Source organism: Pseudomonas sp. Tul2A7 (genome assembly GCF_054790505.1).
Genome location: NZ_CP186499.1, coordinates 273,048 through 289,494, shown reverse-complemented (window position 1 = coordinate 289,494; position 16,447 = coordinate 273,048). Strand labels below are relative to the sequence as shown.

Sequence of the window (16,447 nt, the reverse complement as noted above, 5' to 3'; positions counted from 1 at the left end):
GACCTGCGAGTCATAACGCGCATCTTCACTGTATTGTATTGATCGGGGAGATGGCGCCTGGCTCGTTTTCGATTCCAGTGATAGCCCTTTGCGCTCCCCGTGGCTGCCCGTTGTGGCGGCCGTTTTCTGTTTGTCGGCGCCCCTCGAAATCCTTGCGAGCGGTGGTCTTGGGCTGTTTTTTATTGGGAAGCCGTAATGATTGGCATAAAAAGCATTGCGAGCTACGTTCCTGTAGCCGGCGTGGACAATTACGCACAAGGTGCAAAATTCGAGAAGGATGAAGAATTCATCCTTGGCAAGATCGGTTCGGCGTTTCTGCCACGCAAAGACGCTGAACAGGAAACCTCCGATCTGTGCGTGGAAGCGGCCAATGCGCTGTTTGCCAGCAACCCTGAACTGAAGCGTGAATCGATCGACGCCTTGATCGTCGTCACCCAGAACGGTGACGAAGAAGGCCTGCCGCACACCGCAGCGATCGTGCAGGACAAACTCGGTCTGCCAACCAACGTTGCCGCGTTCGACATTTCCCTGGGCTGCTCCGGTTATGTCTACGGCATCTACGCGATCAAGGGCTTCATGGAAGCCGCCGGCCTGAAGAACGGCCTGCTGATCACCGCTGACCCGTATTCGAAAATCGTCGATCCGGAAGACCGCAACACCACCATGCTGTTCGGCGATGCCGCGACTGCGACGTGGATGGGCGAAGATCCGACCTGGGCGCTGGGCAAGGCCAAGTTCGGTACTGACGGTTCCGGTGCACCGCATTTGAAAGTGACCGATGGCGTGTTCTTCATGAACGGTCGTCAGGTGTTCAACTTTGCTCTGCTGAAGGTGCCGGCACACTTGCACGAGTTGCTCGATGACTCTGGTTTGAAGGCGGATGACATCGATGCCTTCTGCATTCACCAGGGCAGTGCGGCGATTGTCGATGCCGTGGCGCGTCGCTTCGAAGGCGAGCCGGAGAAGTTCATCAAGGACATGGTCGAGACCGGCAATACCGTGTCGTCGAGCATTCCGTTACTGCTGGAAAAACACGTGATCGATTCCGACTGGCAGCGTATTGCCCTGAGCGGTTTTGGTGTCGGTCTGTCGTGGGGCTCGGCGATCATCTATCGTCCTTGAGTCTGATCAAAAACGGCGGATACAAAAATAGCGTTCAAGGTTAACCTTGAACGCTATTTTTTTGCCTGAAACGGAGCGCGAGGCGCCATGAGCGAGTTTTTTCAAGCCAATGCCGAGGTGTTGCAACGGCGTTGGCCGGCGCTGTTCGAGCGACTGGTGGCGGAAGACACTGCGGCCGTCCAGGCCGAACTGGTGCAGGGGTTGGGTTCGACGCTCAGCGTCAATGGTGTTCAGCTCACCAGCCGCCATGACCGCATCCATGAAGCCCGGATTCAGGCGGCAAGCCTGGCGGACAAGCCGCAATTGCATGTCTACGGTACTTGCCTCGGCGATTTGCCCAGCGTGCTACTGGAGCGCGAAGGGCTTGAGCGGTTGTACGTGCACATCCTCAATGGCGCATTGTTCGCGCTGGTGGTGCAACTGCTCGATCAGCGCCAGTGGCTGGAAGATCCGCGCGTCGAGTTGTTTTACGCCGGCGATCATCCAGACTTTTTTACGCCGTTTTTTGCCCTGCCTGCCGAGATGCTGCTGGCCGACGATTTCAACGCGAAAGTGCGCGATCGCTTGGTCAGCGAAGTGCACCTGAGCTTCAATAATCGGGATTTCGATCCGCAGTCAACGGAGATTCAACAACGTCTGCAGGAATGCCTGCCGGTGCTGCTCGCCGATGCGGATGTGGCGCAGTTGTTCGGCACCTGTGCCGGCCGGGAAATCTACGTGATCGCCACCGGGCCGACGCTGGAGCAGCATTACCAGCGTCTGGCGGCAATCCGTCAACGCGCCGAACGCCCGTTGTTCATCTGTGTCGACACTGCGTATCGACCGCTGCGCGAACACGGGATTGTGCCTGACCTGGTGGTGAGCATTGATCAGCGCATCAGCTTTCGCCACTTGCCATTCGAGGAGTCCGACGGCATCCCGCTGGTGTATCTGCCGATGAGCGATCCGTCGGTGTTGAAGGCGTGGAAGGGCAAGCGTTACGGAGGTTATTCCGCGAGCCCGATCTACGCGAACCTGCGTGAGCAGCATCCGCGAGCGCTATTGCACGTGGGCGGCAGTGTGATTCACCCGGCGGTGGATCTGGCGGTAAAGATGGGCGCCACCGGCATCACGCTGTTGGGTGCTGACTTCGCCTTCCCGATGAACAAGACCCATGCTGGCTGGAACGACGGCGAGCTGGGGCCACCGGTGAATCAGGCGCGGCATTGGGTGCGCGATGGGCATGGTCAGCGGGTCAGCACACAGCTCAACTTTCGCGGTTATCTGTGCGTGCTGGAGCGCTATATCGCTGCGCATCCACAGGTCGAGTTTCTCAACAGCAGCCGCTCCGGGGCGCTGATCGCCGGAACCGGTTTCAACCCGGAGTTTGTGCAATGAGTGCGTTGAGTCTCTGCAAGGATGAATGTCGCCAGTGTGCGGGTTTGTTTCGCCTCGGGCGCGACGTCGAGGCGGCGCTGACGATGGTCGATGTGTTTGAAAAGGCCCAGCAATGTTTAGCGTCTGCCCCGACAGAGGTTCAGCAGGTGTGGGCGCAGCTGTTACTGCAAATGCTCGAATGCCAGGAACGCCAGGACTGGTTGGGGCTGGCTGACTCTATGGAGTACGAGCTGGTGGATTTGCTGGGAAGTGTTCCGGCCTGAACACGCCGACAGCACTGGCCCGCAGGTTTGCACGGCAGTCGGTTTTATGACGTCATTTTTTCGCGGGTGATGTGCTGCTAAGTCTTTGTTTTCGCGGGGGTGGCAGGGTGATGGCAAAATTTTTTCAAAAAGCCCTCAAGCAACCTGCAATCCCGACGATAACTATTACGAAGGTTCTCTAGGCCATACCCGGCGGTTGCCAGGGCCGGAAGCCGCAGTACCCAACCAACGAGGAATTCGTCATGGCTTTAACAGTAAACACCAACACCACGTCGTTGAACGTTCAGAAAAACCTGAACCGCGCTTCCGACGCTCTGTCGACTTCGATGCAGCGCCTGTCTTCCGGCCTGAAAATCAACAGCGCTAAAGACGACGCCGCTGGCCTGCAGATCTCGAACCGTATGTCCTCGCAGATCCGTGGTAACACCCAAGCCATCCAGAACGCCAACGACGGTATCTCCGTTGCCCAGACCGCTGAAGGCGCTCTGCAAGCTACTACCGACATCCTGCAGCGTATGCGTGAACTGGCTGTTAAAGCACGTAACGGTACCAACGGCACTGCTGACCAGACCGCTACCAACGCTGAATTCGCTCAGATGTCCGACGAGATCACCCGTATCTCGGCTTCGACCAACCTGAACGGCAAAAACCTGCTGGACGGTTCGGCTGGTACTGTGACCCTGCAAGTGGGCGCAAACACCGGTTCGGCTAACCACATCGACCTGGTACTGAGCTCCAAGTTCGACGCAGTAAGCCTGTCGGTAGGTAGCGGTACTCTGTCCCTGACCGGTGCTACCGTAACTGGCGCTTCGCAGAACATCGACAACGCGATCACCGCGATCGACGCTGCAATCGCTGCCATCGGTGCAACTCGTGCCAGCCTGGGTGCTTCGCAAAACCGTCTGACCAGCACCATCCAGAACTTGCAGAACATCACCGAGAACACCACTGCTGCACAAGGTCGCGTACAAGATACCGACTTCGCCGCAGAGACTGCTAACCTGACCAAGCAGCAAACCCTGCAACAGGCTTCGACCTCTGTTCTGGCTCAAGCCAACCAACTGCCTTCCGCTGTACTGAAGCTGCTTCAGTAATTTCGGATCGAGTTTGGGCGGGGGAGTGCGCTGGTCGCGCTCTCTCGCCTTTTTACGTTAAGAGGTGATGGGCATGGACATGAGCGTAAAGCTTAACGTGTCTTATCCGGCTCCCAAGCCAGTAACGCCGGTTGCTGACAAACCGTCAGAGACGCCTAAAGTTGCCAAGACTGAAGCGCCGGTCGCTGCGAAGAGTCAGGATTCGGACGACGCCAAACTGAAACTGGCGGTGCAGGAGATCGAAAAGTTTGTACAGTCGATCAAGCGCAATCTGGAGTTCTCGATTGACGAGCATTCCGGCAAGGTCATTGTCAAAGTGATCGCAAGCGAGACGGGTGAGGTCGTTCGACAGATTCCCTCCGCAGAAGCCTTGAAGCTGGCAGACAGTCTGGCCAACGCCAGTCACGTGTTGTTCGACGCCAAAGTCTGATAGCTGGCATGAATAGTGTTTGTCCGTTCTCAAGACGCATGTAACGGTCAAAAGAATGGCAACAATCTGAAGGGAGATGCACATGGCAAGTCCAATTCTACCGGGTTCCGGACTGGGTTCCGGCCTGGACATCGGCGCGATCGTGACCGCGCTGGTCAACGCCGACAAGTCGCCGAAGCAGACGCAGATCGATAATGCGACCAAAACCAACACCCTGAAGATTTCCGGTGTCGGTACGCTGAAAAGCGCATTGGCCGCCTACCAGAAGGCAATGACCGATCTGGGCAGCAAGACCAACCCTGCGTTTGCCGGCTACACGGCGACCTCGGCTACCCCGACAACACTGACCGCTACCTCCGATAACACGGCTGTTTCGGGTACATACAGTGTCGTGGTGAATAACCTGGCCACCGGCTCGAAAGTAGCCAGTGCATCGTTTGCCGGCGGTGCGGCCAGTGCCATTCCGAGTGGTACCCTGAAAATCAGTCAGAATGGCACTGATTACAATGTCGATATTCCGGCCAATGCCACCTTGCAGACCACCCGTGACGCCATCAACAAGGCGCAGGGTGTCAACGGCATTTCCGCCAACATTGTGACCGACAGCTCGGGTGCTTCGCGTCTGGTGATCAGCTCCAGCAAGACTGGCGCGGGCTCCGACCTGAGCGTCAGTGGTATTGCCGGTCTGGAAATTGATGGCACCAAGGTCATGTCTGCCACCCCGACCGCGGGTGATTCCGGGTCTGTGGGCGATATTGCCAAGGATGCGAAGCTGACCATTGATGGTCTTGCCGTTACCAGCAAGAGCAACACCGTGAGCGGCGCCATCAGTGGCCTGACCATGAACCTGGTGGAAGCCAGCCCTACGGCGGTGAAGGTCTCTGTCGATACCAACACCAAGGGTTTGCAGGCTTCGGTTCAGCAGTTCGTCGATGCTTTCAACACGCTCAAGACCACCATCGACAGCCTGTCCAAGGCAACGACGGACGAAGATGGCAAGTTGACGGTGCAGGCGGCGTTTACCGGTGATTCTCTGCCGCGTACGTTGATTGCCGATATTCGAGCTCAGTTGACCACTTCGTCGCCAGGCGAGCTGGGTGTGCTGTCGCAGATTGGTGTCATGACTGATCGTGACACCGGTAAGCTGACGTTGGACGCTACTGCCTTCAACAAGGCTATGTCTCAGCCAGGCATGACGGGCCAGGTGCAGCAGCTGTTCTCCGGCACCGACGACAAAAACGGTCTGTTGGCGCGCATGAGCAAAGCGGTCGATCCTTACCTCAAAGCTTCTGCTGATGGTAAAACCACCACCGGTTTGCTTGATCAGCGCATGACCATTCTGAACAACAACACCCGCAGCCTCACGTCGCAGCAATTGGCGCTGGACCTGCGTGTGGCCAACCTGACCAAGACGTTGACTGCCAAGTACAACGCCATGGACTTGCTGGTAGGGCAGATGAAGGCTACGGCAAGCAATATCACGTCGTTCTTCAGCTCGCTGAACGCGCAGCAATCCGCGAAGTAACGGGCAGGAACGACAAAAACCCGGCTACGCTTTATCGGCGTGTGCCGGGTTTTTGTCTTCTGCTCTAAAGTTTTGTGATTCGTTGGCGATACACTGGTTATACGAGTCATTGTGGCAATGAGGTAGAACATGAATCCGATGTTAGCCCTTCGGCAGTATCAGAAAGTCGGCGCACACGCTCAGACATCCGAAGCGAGCCCGCACCGTCTGGTGCAAATGTTGATGGAAGGTGGACTGGCGCGTATCGCTCAGGCCAAAGGCGCCATCGAGCGCAAGGATATTCCAGGCAAATGCACTTCGATCAGCAAGGCGATCGGCATTGTCAGTGGTCTGCGCGAAGGTCTGGATCTGGAAAACAGTGCGGATACGCTGGCGGACCTGGATGGGCTGTATATCTACATGATGAAGCGCCTCGCCGAGGCGAACATCAGCAGCGATCTGCGCATTCTCGACGAGGTTGCAGGTCTGCTGAGTACGGTAAAAGAAGGCTGGGACGCGATCGCGCCTACGCCAGCTCCGCAGTTCTGAAGGAGATCGTCATGAGTCTTGTATTGCAGCGAATCGCCGATACCCGTGAAGCGTTGGTCACAGCTTTGGCCGAGCGTAATTGGGAAGCCATTGGCGAGCTGGATCTGGCTTGCCGTTCCTGCATGGAAGACGTCATGGCTGAGGCTTCGCTGGACGAGGTCGCGTTGCGCGACAATCTTGAAGAGTTGCTCCATGTCTACAAGGAGCTTCTTGAGGTGGCCATGGGTGAGCGGCAAGCAATTGCGAACGAGATGTCGCAGATCACCCAAGCGCAGAACGCGGCAAAGGTTTACCATCTGTTTGGTTAATTAACACTCAGTTAATCCAGACATGTGCGCCATAAATTTGACTGTGCACGGTTTTTTGACTTAACTAGTGGCTGTTTTCAGATTTCAGGCGTCTACAGGCACATGGTGTCCTGCAAGCGTCTCGCTTGCCCCTAATTTCGGGCATTGAGTTGACTAGGGAAGTTGCTATTGCATGTGGCGTGAAACCAAAATTCTGCTGATCGATGACGATAGCGTCCGCCGCCGCGACCTGGCGGTGATTCTAAATTTTCTTGGCGAAGAAAATTTACCCTGCGGCAGCCATGACTGGCAGCAGGCAGTCGGCTCTTTGTCGTCTAGTCGTGAGGTCATTTGCGTACTGATCGGGACGGTTAATGCTCCTGGCGCGCTTTTGGGCTTGCTAAAGACACTCTCAACCTGGGATGAGTTCCTTCCGGTTTTGTTGATGGGCGATAATTCTTCCGTCGACTTGCCTGAAGACCAGCGTCGTCGTGTGCTTTCGACCCTCGAAATGCCGCCCAGCTACAGCAAATTGCTCGATTCGCTGCACCGTGCCCAGGTCTATCGCGAGATGTATGACCAGGCCCGCGAGCGCGGTCGTCATCGCGAACCCAACCTGTTCCGCAGCCTTGTCGGCACCAGCCGTGCGATCCAGCACGTGCGTCAGATGATGCAGCAAGTCGCCGACACCGACGCCAGTGTGTTGATCCTCGGCGAGTCGGGGACCGGCAAGGAAGTGGTTGCGCGAAACCTGCATTACCACTCCAAGCGCCGCGATGCGCCGTTCGTACCAGTCAACTGCGGGGCGATCCCGGCAGAGCTGCTCGAAAGCGAATTGTTCGGTCACGAGAAGGGTGCCTTCACCGGTGCAATCACCAGCCGTGCCGGTCGTTTCGAGCTGGCCAACGGCGGTACGCTGTTCCTCGACGAAATCGGCGACATGCCGCTGCCAATGCAGGTCAAACTGCTGCGCGTCCTGCAGGAACGCACCTTCGAGCGCGTGGGCAGCAACAAGACCCAGAGCGTCGACGTGCGCATCATCGCGGCAACGCACAAGAATCTCGAAAGCATGATCGAGATCGGCACTTTCCGCGAAGACCTCTACTATCGCCTGAACGTGTTCCCGATCGAGATGGCGCCGTTGCGTGAGCGTGTCGAAGACATTCCGTTGCTGATGAACGAACTGATCTCGCGCATGGAGCACGAGAAGCGCGGTTCAATCCGCTTCAACTCGGCAGCGATCATGTCGCTGTGCCGTCACGGCTGGCCAGGTAACGTTCGCGAGCTGGCCAACCTCGTCGAGCGCATGGCGATCATGCATCCGTACGGGGTGATCGGCGTGGTCGAGTTGCCGAAGAAATTCCGCTACGTCGACGACGAAGACGAGCAAATGGTCGACAGCCTGCGCAGCGATCTTGAAGAGCGCGTGGCGATTAACGGCCACACGCCGGACTTCACCGCCAACGCCATGCTGCCGCCGGAAGGCCTGGACCTGAAAGACTACCTGGGTGGTCTGGAGCAGGGCTTGATCCAGCAGGCACTGGACGATGCCAATGGCATTGTGGCGCGTGCCGCTGAGCGCCTGCGCATCCGTCGTACCACCCTGGTCGAGAAGATGCGCAAATACGGCATGAGCCGGCGCGATGGAGATGAACAGGCGGAGGATTGACGCCTGTTTTTCAACTGCTTCATTTATAAGCAGTTTTTTTTAGGCACGGGTATTGCTACAGCCCTCGCAACGTTCCGTTTAACTGACGGTCAGCCAAGCGAGAAGCACAATGCCCCAAGCCGCCCAGATGTCTTCTGCCTCCAGTCCCGAGGGGCAACCGTCCTCCGTAGAGCAGGCAAGCCGACAGGGTCTTGAGCAGGCCTTCGAGCTTTTCAGCCAAATGTCCAGTCAACTGACGGACTCCTACAGCATGCTTGAAGCGCGGGTCACCGAGCTCAAGGGTGAACTGGCTGTGGTCAGCGCCCAGCGTATGCAGGAGCTGGCGGAAAAAGAGCGTCTGGCCAACCGTCTGCAAAACCTCCTCGATTTGTTGCCTGGTGGCGTCATCGTGATCGATGGCCACGGTATCGTCGTCGAAGCCAATCCGGCGGCAATCGAACTGTTGGGTCTGCCGTTGGAAGGCGAGCTGTGGCGCCACGTGATTGCTCGCTGCTTTGCCCCGCGTGAGGACGACGGTCACGAAATTTCCCTGAAAAACGGCCGACGCCTGTCGATTGCTACGCGTTCGCTGGACGCCGAGCCTGGGCAATTGGTGTTGCTCAACGACCTGACGGAAACCCGCCATTTGCAAGACCAGTTGGCGCGCCACGAACGATTGTCTTCGTTGGGGCGGATGGTCGCTTCGCTGGCCCACCAGATCCGCACGCCGCTGTCCGCCGCTTTGCTCTACGCCAGTCATTTGACTGAGCAGGAACTGCCAGTCGCCACTCAGCAGCGTTTCGCCGGGCGCCTGAAAGAGCGCCTGCATGAATTGGAGCACCAGGTGCGCGACATGCTGGTGTTCGCTCGCGGTGAATTGCCGTTGACTGATCGCCTCACTCCGAACGCTTTGATGCAGGCGTTGCAGGCGGCGGCGCTGACCCATGTGCAGGATCTGCCAATCCGCTGGCAGTGCGACAGTCATGCCGGAGAGCTGTTGTGCAATCGCGATACGCTGGTCGGTGCGCTTTTGAATTTGATCGAAAATGCGATTCAGGCCAGTGCCGCAGACGTGCGCCTGAAAGTGCATTGCTACACCCGCGACAACGCCTTGCGCATCAGCGTCAGCGACAGTGGCAGCGGAATCGAGCCCTTGGTGCTGGAGCGTCTGGGCGAGCCGTTTTTCACCACCAAAGTGACCGGCACTGGCCTCGGGCTGACCGTGGTCAAGGCGGTGGCACGGGCGCATCAGGGACAATTGCAGTTGCGTTCGCGGGTCGGCCGCGGCACGTGCGCGCAGGTCATCCTGCCGCTGTTTTCCGCTGCACAGGGAGCTGAGTAAACGACATGGGCATCAAGGTTTTGCTGGTCGAGGATGACCGTTCGTTGCGCGAAGCGCTGACCGATACGTTGTTGTTGGCCGGCCATGACTACCATGCGGTCGGTAGCGCTGAGGAGGCGTTGACCGCGGTCGCTCGCGAAGCATTCAGCCTGGTGGTCAGCGACGTCAACATGCCAGGCATGGACGGACATCAATTGCTCTCATTGTTGCGCGCTCGTCAGCCGCAGTTGCCGGTGTTGCTGATGACTGCCCATGGCGCCGTTGAGCGCGCGGTCGATGCGATGCGCCAAGGTGCAGCGGACTATCTGGTCAAACCTTTCGAGCCTAAAGCCTTGCTCGATCTGGTCGCGCGGCATGCGCTGGGCAATATTGGCGCGAGCGAAAGCGAAGGCCCGATCGCGGTCGAGCCGGCGAGCGCGCAACTGCTCGAGTTGGCCGCGCGCGTTGCACGCAGCGACTCCACGGTGCTGATTTCCGGCGAGTCCGGTACCGGTAAAGAAGTGTTGGCGCGCTACATTCACCAGCAATCCCATCGCGCCAGTCAGCCGTTCATTGCGATCAACTGCGCGGCGATCCCGGACAACATGCTCGAGGCCACGTTGTTCGGCCACGAGAAGGGCTCGTTCACGGGAGCCATCGCCGCGCAGGCCGGCAAGTTCGAGCAGGCCGATGGCGGCACGCTGTTGCTCGACGAAATCTCCGAAATGCCTCTGGGCCTGCAAGCCAAATTGCTTCGCGTGCTGCAAGAACGCGAAGTCGAGCGGGTTGGCGCGCGCAAACCCATTGCCTTGGATATTCGTGTGGTCGCCACCACCAACCGCGATCTGGCGGGCGAAGTAGCGGCGGGGCGTTTCCGTGAAGACCTTTTTTACCGTTTGTCGGTTTTCCCACTGGCCTGGCGTCCACTTCGCGAGCGCACTGCCGATATCCTGCCGCTGGCCGAAAGGTTGTTGGCCAAACACGTCAATAAAATGAAGCATGCGGCGGCGAAACTCTCGCCTGACGCGCAAGCGTGCCTGACCGCTTACCCATGGCCGGGCAATGTGCGCGAGCTGGATAACGCCATTCAGCGTGCGTTGATCTTGCAGCAGGGCGGTTTGATTCAGCCGCAGGATTTCTGTCTGGCCGGTCCCGTGACGTACACCGCGATGCCAGTCGCCGCGCCGGTTTCAGCGGTGCTCCGCGAGGTGGAAATCGAAACGGATTCGGCCGGCGCCCTGGGCGATGACCTGCGCCGCCGGGAGTTTCAGATGATCATCGACACCCTGCGCGCCGAACGTGGCCGCCGCAAGGAAGCCGCAGAAAAGCTCGGCATCAGCCCGCGCACCCTGCGCTACAAACTGGCGCAAATGCGCGATGCCGGGATGGACGTCGAAGGTTATCTGTTCGCCACCTGACGTCTGCCGCAACGATTTGAAAACGCTTTTCTGAAAGGGGTGCCCATGAGCTGGCACCCTTGTTGCTAATACCTGTGTACCCGCCGAGTGAGTGTCAAAAAATTGCGGGCCGCCCAAGAGAGTAGACCATGAGCCAAGGTATTGAATTTAATCGGTTGATGATGGACATGAAGGCCATGAAATTGGACGCCATGTCTGCACCGAAATCGACGACCGCTGTCCCTGAGCTGGGAGGCAGCAGCTTTTCCGACATGCTCGGTCAGGCGATCAACAAGGTCAGCGATACCCAGACCGCGTCGACTCAGTTGGCCAATGCCTTTGAAGTGGGCAAAAGCGGCGTCGACCTGACGGACGTGATGGTCGCTTCGCAAAAAGCCAGCGTGTCGTTCCAGGCTCTGACCCAGGTACGCAACAAGCTGGTTCAGGCTTATCAAGACATCATGCAGATGCCGGTTTAAGGACGAGATTGAGTCATGGCAGAAGCAGTCGCCGATAACGTTCCGGCCAAGGCCACCCCGATAGACGGCAAACCGCCGTTGTTCGGCCTGTCCTTCCTGGAAAACCTCTCCGAGATGACCATGCTGCGTCAGGTGGGCCTGTTGGTCGGCCTGGCTGCGAGCGTGGCGATTGGCTTTGCCGTGGTGCTGTGGTCGCAGCAGCCGGATTACCGTCCGTTGTACGGCAGCCTTGCCGGCATGGACGCCAAGCAGGTCATGGACACCCTGGCCTCCGCCGACATCCCTTACACCGTTGAACCGAACTCCGGCGCCTTGCTGGTCAAGGCCGATGACCTGTCTCGTGCACGGATGAAACTCGCCGCTGCTGGTGTCACTCCCAGCGACGGCAACATCGGTTTCGAAATCCTCGACAAGGAACAAGGTCTGGGCACCAGTCAGTTCATGGAAGCGACGCGTTACCGTCGTGGCCTCGAAGGTGAGCTGGCGCGGACCATTTCCAGCCTGAACAACGTCAAGGGTGCCCGCGTGCACCTGGCCATTCCGAAGAGCTCGGTGTTCGTCCGTGATGAGCGCAAGCCAAGTGCTTCGGTATTGGTCGAGTTGTACTCCGGTCGTTCGCTGGAGCCAGGTCAGGTCATCGCGATCATCAACCTGGTGGCGACCTCCGTTCCCGAGCTGAGCAAATCGCAGATCACCGTCGTCGATCAGAAGGGCAACCTGCTCTCCGATCAGGCGGAGAACTCCGAAATGACCATGGCCGGCAAGCAGTTCGATTACAGCCGCCGCATGGAAAGCATGCTCACCCAGCGCGTGCACAACATCCTGCAACCGGTATTGGGCAACGATCGCTACAAGGCGGAAGTTTCGGCTGATATCGATTTCAACGCTGTCGAGTCGACCGCCGAGCAGTTCAACCCTGATCAACCGGCGTTGCGCAGCGAACAATCGGTCAACGAACAACGCACCGCCAGCAATGGCCCGCAAGGCGTGCCGGGTGCCCTGAGCAACCAGCCGCCGTCGCCAGCCTCGGCGCCGCAAACCACCGGTGGTGCCGCAGCGCCAGCCGCGATGGTGCAGCCAGGTCAGCCATTGGTTGACGCCAACGGTCAGCAGATCATGGATCCGGCCACCGGCCAGCCGATGCTCGCGCCGTACCCGGCCGACAAGCGTCAGCAATCGACCAAGAACTTCGAGCTCGACCGTTCCATCAGCCACACCAAGCAGCAGCAGGGTCGCCTGAATCGTCTGTCGGTGTCGGTGGTTGTCGACGATCAGGTCAAGGTCAACGCGGCCAACGGCGAAACCAGCCGTGCGCCGTGGAGCGCCGACGAATTGGCGCGCTTCACCCGTCTGGTCCAGGACGCGGTCGGTTTCGACGCCAGCCGTGGCGACAGCGTCAGCGTGATCAACATGCCGTTCTCCGCCGAGCGCGGCGAAGTGATTGCCGATATTCCGTTCTACTCCCAGCCATGGTTCTGGGACATCGTCAAACAAGTGCTGGGTGTGTTGTTTATCCTGGTGCTGGTGTTTGGTGTGCTGCGTCCGGTGCTCAACAACATCACCGGCGGCGGCAAAGGCAAGGAGCTGGCCGGTCTTGGCAGCGACGTGGAACTCGGTGGCATGGGCGGCCTGGACGGCGAACTTTCCAACGACCGCGTGAGCCTCGGTGGTCCGCAGAGCATTCTGTTGCCGAGCCCGAGTGAGGGTTATGACGCGCAACTGAATGCAATCAAGAGCCTTGTGGCCGAGGATCCGGGTCGTGTGGCTCAGGTCGTGAAAGAGTGGATTAACGCAGATGAGTGATAACCGAGCCGCAACCGTCAAGCTGACCAAGGTCGACAAAGCCGCGATTCTGCTGCTGTCCCTGGGTTCGACCGATGCCGCGCAAGTGCTGCGCCACATGGGCCCGAAAGAGGTGCAGCGTGTGGGTGTGGCCATGGCGCAGATGGGCAACGTCCATCGCGAACAGGTCGAGCAGGTCATGAGCGAGTTCGTCGACATCGTCGGCGACCAGACCAGCCTGGGCGTCGGTTCCGACGACTACGTGCGCAAAATGCTCACCCAGGCCCTGGGTGAAGACAAGGCCAACGGCCTGATCGACCGCATCCTGCTCGGTGGCAACACCAGTGGCCTCGACAGCCTGAAATGGATGGAGCCGCGCGCGGTTGCCGACGTGATCCGTTACGAACACCCGCAGATTCAGGCAATCGTGGTCGCATACCTCGACCCGGATCAGGCCGGTGAAGTACTCGGCAACTTCGATCACAAGGTGCGTCTGGACATCATCCTGCGCGTCTCGTCGTTGAACACCGTGCAGCCAGCGGCATTGAAAGAGCTCAACCAGATTCTCGAGAAGCAGTTCTCCGGCAACTCGAATGCCTCGCGCACCACCCTGGGTGGCATCAAGCGCGCGGCGGACATCATGAACTTCCTCGACAGCTCGATCGAAGGCCAGCTCATGGACTCGATCCGCGAAGTCGACGAAGACCTGTCCGGTCAGATCGAAGACCTCATGTTCGTGTTCAACAACCTTGCCGATGTCGACGACCGTGGCATTCAGGCGTTGCTGCGCGAAGTGTCTTCCGACGTGCTGGTGCTGGCCCTCAAGGGTTCGGACGAAGGCGTCAAAGAGAAGATCTTCAAGAACATGTCCAAGCGTGCTGCCGAACTGTTGCGCGACGACCTTGAGGCCAAAGGCCCGGTGCGCGTCAGCGACGTCGAAACCGCACAGAAAGAAATCCTCACCATTGCCCGTCGTATGGCCGAAGCCGGCGAAATCGTCCTCGGTGGCAAGGGTGGCGAGGAAATGATCTAAGCCCATGGACAAGCACGACGACGATGTGACGGATCTGATCCGTGCCCGCGATGTCCGTGGTTTCGAATCCTGGGCGATGCCCAGCTTCGATCCGCCGAAGCCGGAACCCGAGCCAGAGCCGGAGCCAGAACCGCCGGAAATGGAAGAGGTGCCGCTGGAGGAAGTCCAGCCACTGACCCTGGAAGAACTCGAAAGCATCCGTCAGGAGGCTTACAACGAGGGCTTCGGCATCGGCGAGAAGGAGGGTTTTCACAGCGCCACGCTCAAGGTGCGTCAGGAAGCCGAGGTGGCGCTCAGCGCCAAACTTGCCAGCCTCGAGCAACTGATGGTGAACCTGTTTGAGCCGATCGCCGAGCAAGATACGCAGATCGAAAAATCGTTGGTCGACCTCGTGCAACACATCACCAAACAGGTGATCAAGCGCGAACTGGCCATCGATTCCAGCCAGATCGAACACGTCATGCGCGACGCCCTCAAGCTGTTGCCGCTGGGCGTCGATAACGTGCGCCTGTACGTCAATCCGCAGGACTTCGAACAGGCCAAGGCCTTGCGCGAGCGTCATGAGGAAACCTGGCGCATTGTCGAAGACGAATCGCTGTTGCCGGGCGGCTGCCGGGTCGAAACCGAGCACAGCCGCATCGATGCCAGCATCGAAACCCGCGTGGCTCAGGTCATGGCGAAACTGCTTGATCAGTTACACGAGCAGGCCTTGCATCCGGCCGATGCGGATCTGAGCCTGGATATTCCCGAAGACGTAAAACCGGCGGCCACGCCTGAAGAGCCGCTCGCGGACCAATCCGATGCGCCTTGAACGCACCAGTTTCGCCAAGCGCCTGAGCACTTACGCTGAGGCCACCGAGATTGCCGGCGCGCCGATTCTTGAAGGTCGCCTGCTGCGCATGGTTGGCCTCACCCTCGAAGCCGAAGGCCTGCGTGCGGCCATGGGCACGCGCTGTCTGGTGATCAATGACGACAGCTATCACCCGTCGCAGGTGGAAGCGGAAGTCATGGGCTTTTCCGGCAGCAAAGTCTTTCTGATGCCGGTCGGCAGCGTCGCTGGTATTGCCCCCGGCGCCCGTGTGGTGCCACTGGCTGATACCGGTCGTTTGCCGATGGGCATGAGCATGCTCGGGCGCGTGCTCGATGGCGCCGGACGTGCGCTGGACGGCAAGGGCGGCATGAAAGCCGAAGACTGGGTGCCGATGGATGGCCCGACGATCAACCCGCTCAACCGTGACCCGATCAGCGTGCCGCTCGACGTCGGCATCCGCTGCATCAACGGTTTGTTGACGGTCGGTCGTGGCCAGCGTCTGGGTCTGTTCGCCGGTACCGGTGTCGGTAAATCGGTGTTGCTCGGCATGATGACGCGCTTCACCGAGGCCGACATTATCGTCGTCGGCCTGATCGGTGAGCGGGGTCGAGAAGTTAAGGAATTCATCGAGCACAGCCTCGGTGAAGAAGGCCTCAAGCGTTCCGTCGTTGTCGCATCTCCGGCGGACGATGCGCCGCTGATGCGTCTGCGCGCAGCGATGTACTGCACACGCATCGCCGAATATTTCCGCGACAAGGGCAAGAACGTCCTGTTGCTGATGGATTCGCTGACCCGTTTCGCTCAGGCCCAGCGGGAAATCGCTCTCGCAATCGGCGAGCCGCCCGCGACCAAGGGTTATCCGCCTTCGGTGTTCGCCAAGTTGCCGAAACTGGTGGAGCGCGCTGGTAACGCGGAGAAGGGCGGTGGTTCGATCACCGCGTTCTACACCGTGCTGTCCGAAGGCGATGATCAGCAAGACCCGATTGCCGACTCGGCCCGAGGCGTACTCGACGGCCACATCGTGCTGTCCCGGCGTCTGGCCGAAGAGGGGCACTATCCGGCCATCGACATCGAAGCCTCGATCAGCCGGGTAATGCCGGCCGTGGTCTCGGCGGAACACATGCAGCGCGCTCAATACTTCAAACAGTTGTGGTCGCGTTATCAGCAGAGCCGCGACCTGATCAGCGTCGGTGCCTACGTGGCCGGTGGCGATCGCGAAACCGACATGGCGATTTCCCTGCAACCGCAGTTGGTCCGGTATCAGCGTCAGGGCCTCAACGACAAAATCAACATGGGCGAAAGCCAGGCCTATCTCGAAACCCTGTTCGCCCCTGCGGCGGGCGGCTAACC

General features: G+C 59.1%; 16 protein-coding genes. All 16 read left to right on the top strand.

What is annotated here, in order from left to right; genetic code table 11:
- The first annotated feature begins 195 nt into the window (after positions 1 to 195).
- Positions 196 to 1,122, top strand: a complete 927-nt coding sequence (locus ACOYXJ_RS01440) for a ketoacyl-ACP synthase III (protein ID WP_095122707.1) — start codon at positions 196 to 198, stop codon at positions 1,120 to 1,122.
- A gap of 87 nt (positions 1,123 to 1,209) precedes the next feature.
- Complete coding sequence (locus ACOYXJ_RS01435) at positions 1,210 to 2,499, top strand: motility associated factor glycosyltransferase family protein (protein WP_460367522.1); 1,290 nt, start codon at positions 1,210 to 1,212, stop codon at positions 2,497 to 2,499.
- On the top strand, positions 2,496 to 2,762 hold the full coding sequence (locus ACOYXJ_RS01430) for a hypothetical protein (RefSeq protein ID WP_095122704.1): 267 nt from the start codon (positions 2,496 to 2,498) through the stop codon (positions 2,760 to 2,762). The genes ACOYXJ_RS01435 and ACOYXJ_RS01430 overlap by 4 nt, the downstream gene beginning before the upstream one ends.
- Positions 2,763 to 3,004: 242 nt before the next feature.
- Complete coding sequence (locus ACOYXJ_RS01425) at positions 3,005 to 3,856, top strand: flagellin domain-containing protein (RefSeq protein ID WP_007920059.1); 852 nt, start codon at positions 3,005 to 3,007, stop codon at positions 3,854 to 3,856.
- Positions 3,857 to 3,929: 73 nt separating this feature from the next.
- Complete coding sequence (locus ACOYXJ_RS01420) at positions 3,930 to 4,286, top strand: flagellar protein FlaG (RefSeq protein ID WP_007920057.1); 357 nt, start codon at positions 3,930 to 3,932, stop codon at positions 4,284 to 4,286.
- A gap of 82 nt (positions 4,287 to 4,368) precedes the next feature.
- Positions 4,369 to 5,811 carry a flagellar filament capping protein FliD gene (gene fliD, locus ACOYXJ_RS01415; RefSeq protein ID WP_095122703.1) on the top strand — a complete coding sequence of 481 codons (1,443 nt, stop codon included), beginning with the start codon at positions 4,369 to 4,371 and terminating at the stop codon, positions 5,809 to 5,811.
- A 129-nt stretch (positions 5,812 to 5,940) separates the two neighbouring features.
- Positions 5,941 to 6,339 carry a flagellar export chaperone FliS gene (fliS, locus tag ACOYXJ_RS01410; protein ID WP_095122701.1) on the top strand — a complete coding sequence of 133 codons (399 nt, stop codon included), beginning with the start codon at positions 5,941 to 5,943 and terminating at the stop codon, positions 6,337 to 6,339.
- A gap of 11 nt (positions 6,340 to 6,350) precedes the next feature.
- A complete protein-coding gene (locus ACOYXJ_RS01405) occupies positions 6,351 to 6,647 on the top strand; it encodes a flagellar protein FliT (RefSeq protein ID WP_095122700.1) in 297 nt (98 codons plus the stop codon).
- Positions 6,648 to 6,819: 172 nt separating this feature from the next.
- Positions 6,820 to 8,295, top strand: coding sequence for a sigma-54 dependent transcriptional regulator (locus ACOYXJ_RS01400; protein WP_007920053.1), 1,476 nt, complete (start codon positions 6,820 to 6,822; stop codon positions 8,293 to 8,295).
- A 127-nt stretch (positions 8,296 to 8,422) separates the two neighbouring features.
- The gene (locus tag ACOYXJ_RS01395; protein ID WP_180988111.1) at positions 8,423 to 9,616 is read left to right on the top strand and encodes a sensor histidine kinase; all 1,194 of its coding nucleotides are present in this window, start codon (positions 8,423 to 8,425) and stop codon (positions 9,614 to 9,616) included.
- Positions 9,617 to 9,621: 5 nt separating this feature from the next.
- Entirely contained in the window at positions 9,622 to 11,013 is a 1,392-nt protein-coding gene (locus tag ACOYXJ_RS01390) for a sigma-54-dependent transcriptional regulator (protein ID WP_460367517.1), read from the top strand.
- Between the two features lie 128 nt (positions 11,014 to 11,141).
- Positions 11,142 to 11,471: a flagellar hook-basal body complex protein FliE gene (fliE, locus tag ACOYXJ_RS01385; protein ID WP_095122696.1), complete on the top strand. Its 330-nt coding sequence runs from the start codon at positions 11,142 to 11,144 to the stop codon at positions 11,469 to 11,471.
- Between the two features lie 15 nt (positions 11,472 to 11,486).
- A complete protein-coding gene (gene fliF / locus ACOYXJ_RS01380; protein ID WP_038363829.1) occupies positions 11,487 to 13,274 on the top strand; it encodes a flagellar basal-body MS-ring/collar protein FliF in 1,788 nt (595 codons plus the stop codon).
- Positions 13,267 to 14,286: a flagellar motor switch protein FliG gene (fliG, locus tag ACOYXJ_RS01375; RefSeq protein ID WP_016771079.1), complete on the top strand. Its 1,020-nt coding sequence runs from the start codon at positions 13,267 to 13,269 to the stop codon at positions 14,284 to 14,286. The genes fliF and fliG overlap by 8 nt, the downstream gene beginning before the upstream one ends.
- A gap of 4 nt (positions 14,287 to 14,290) precedes the next feature.
- Positions 14,291 to 15,097 (top strand): flagellar assembly protein FliH, encoded by an 807-nt coding sequence (gene fliH / locus ACOYXJ_RS01370; protein ID WP_095122693.1) that lies wholly within the window; start codon positions 14,291 to 14,293, stop codon positions 15,095 to 15,097.
- Entirely contained in the window at positions 15,087 to 16,445 is a 1,359-nt protein-coding gene (gene fliI / locus ACOYXJ_RS01365; protein ID WP_095122692.1) for a flagellar protein export ATPase FliI, read from the top strand. The genes fliH and fliI overlap by 11 nt, the downstream gene beginning before the upstream one ends.
- The last annotated feature ends 2 nt before the right edge of the window (positions 16,446 to 16,447 follow it).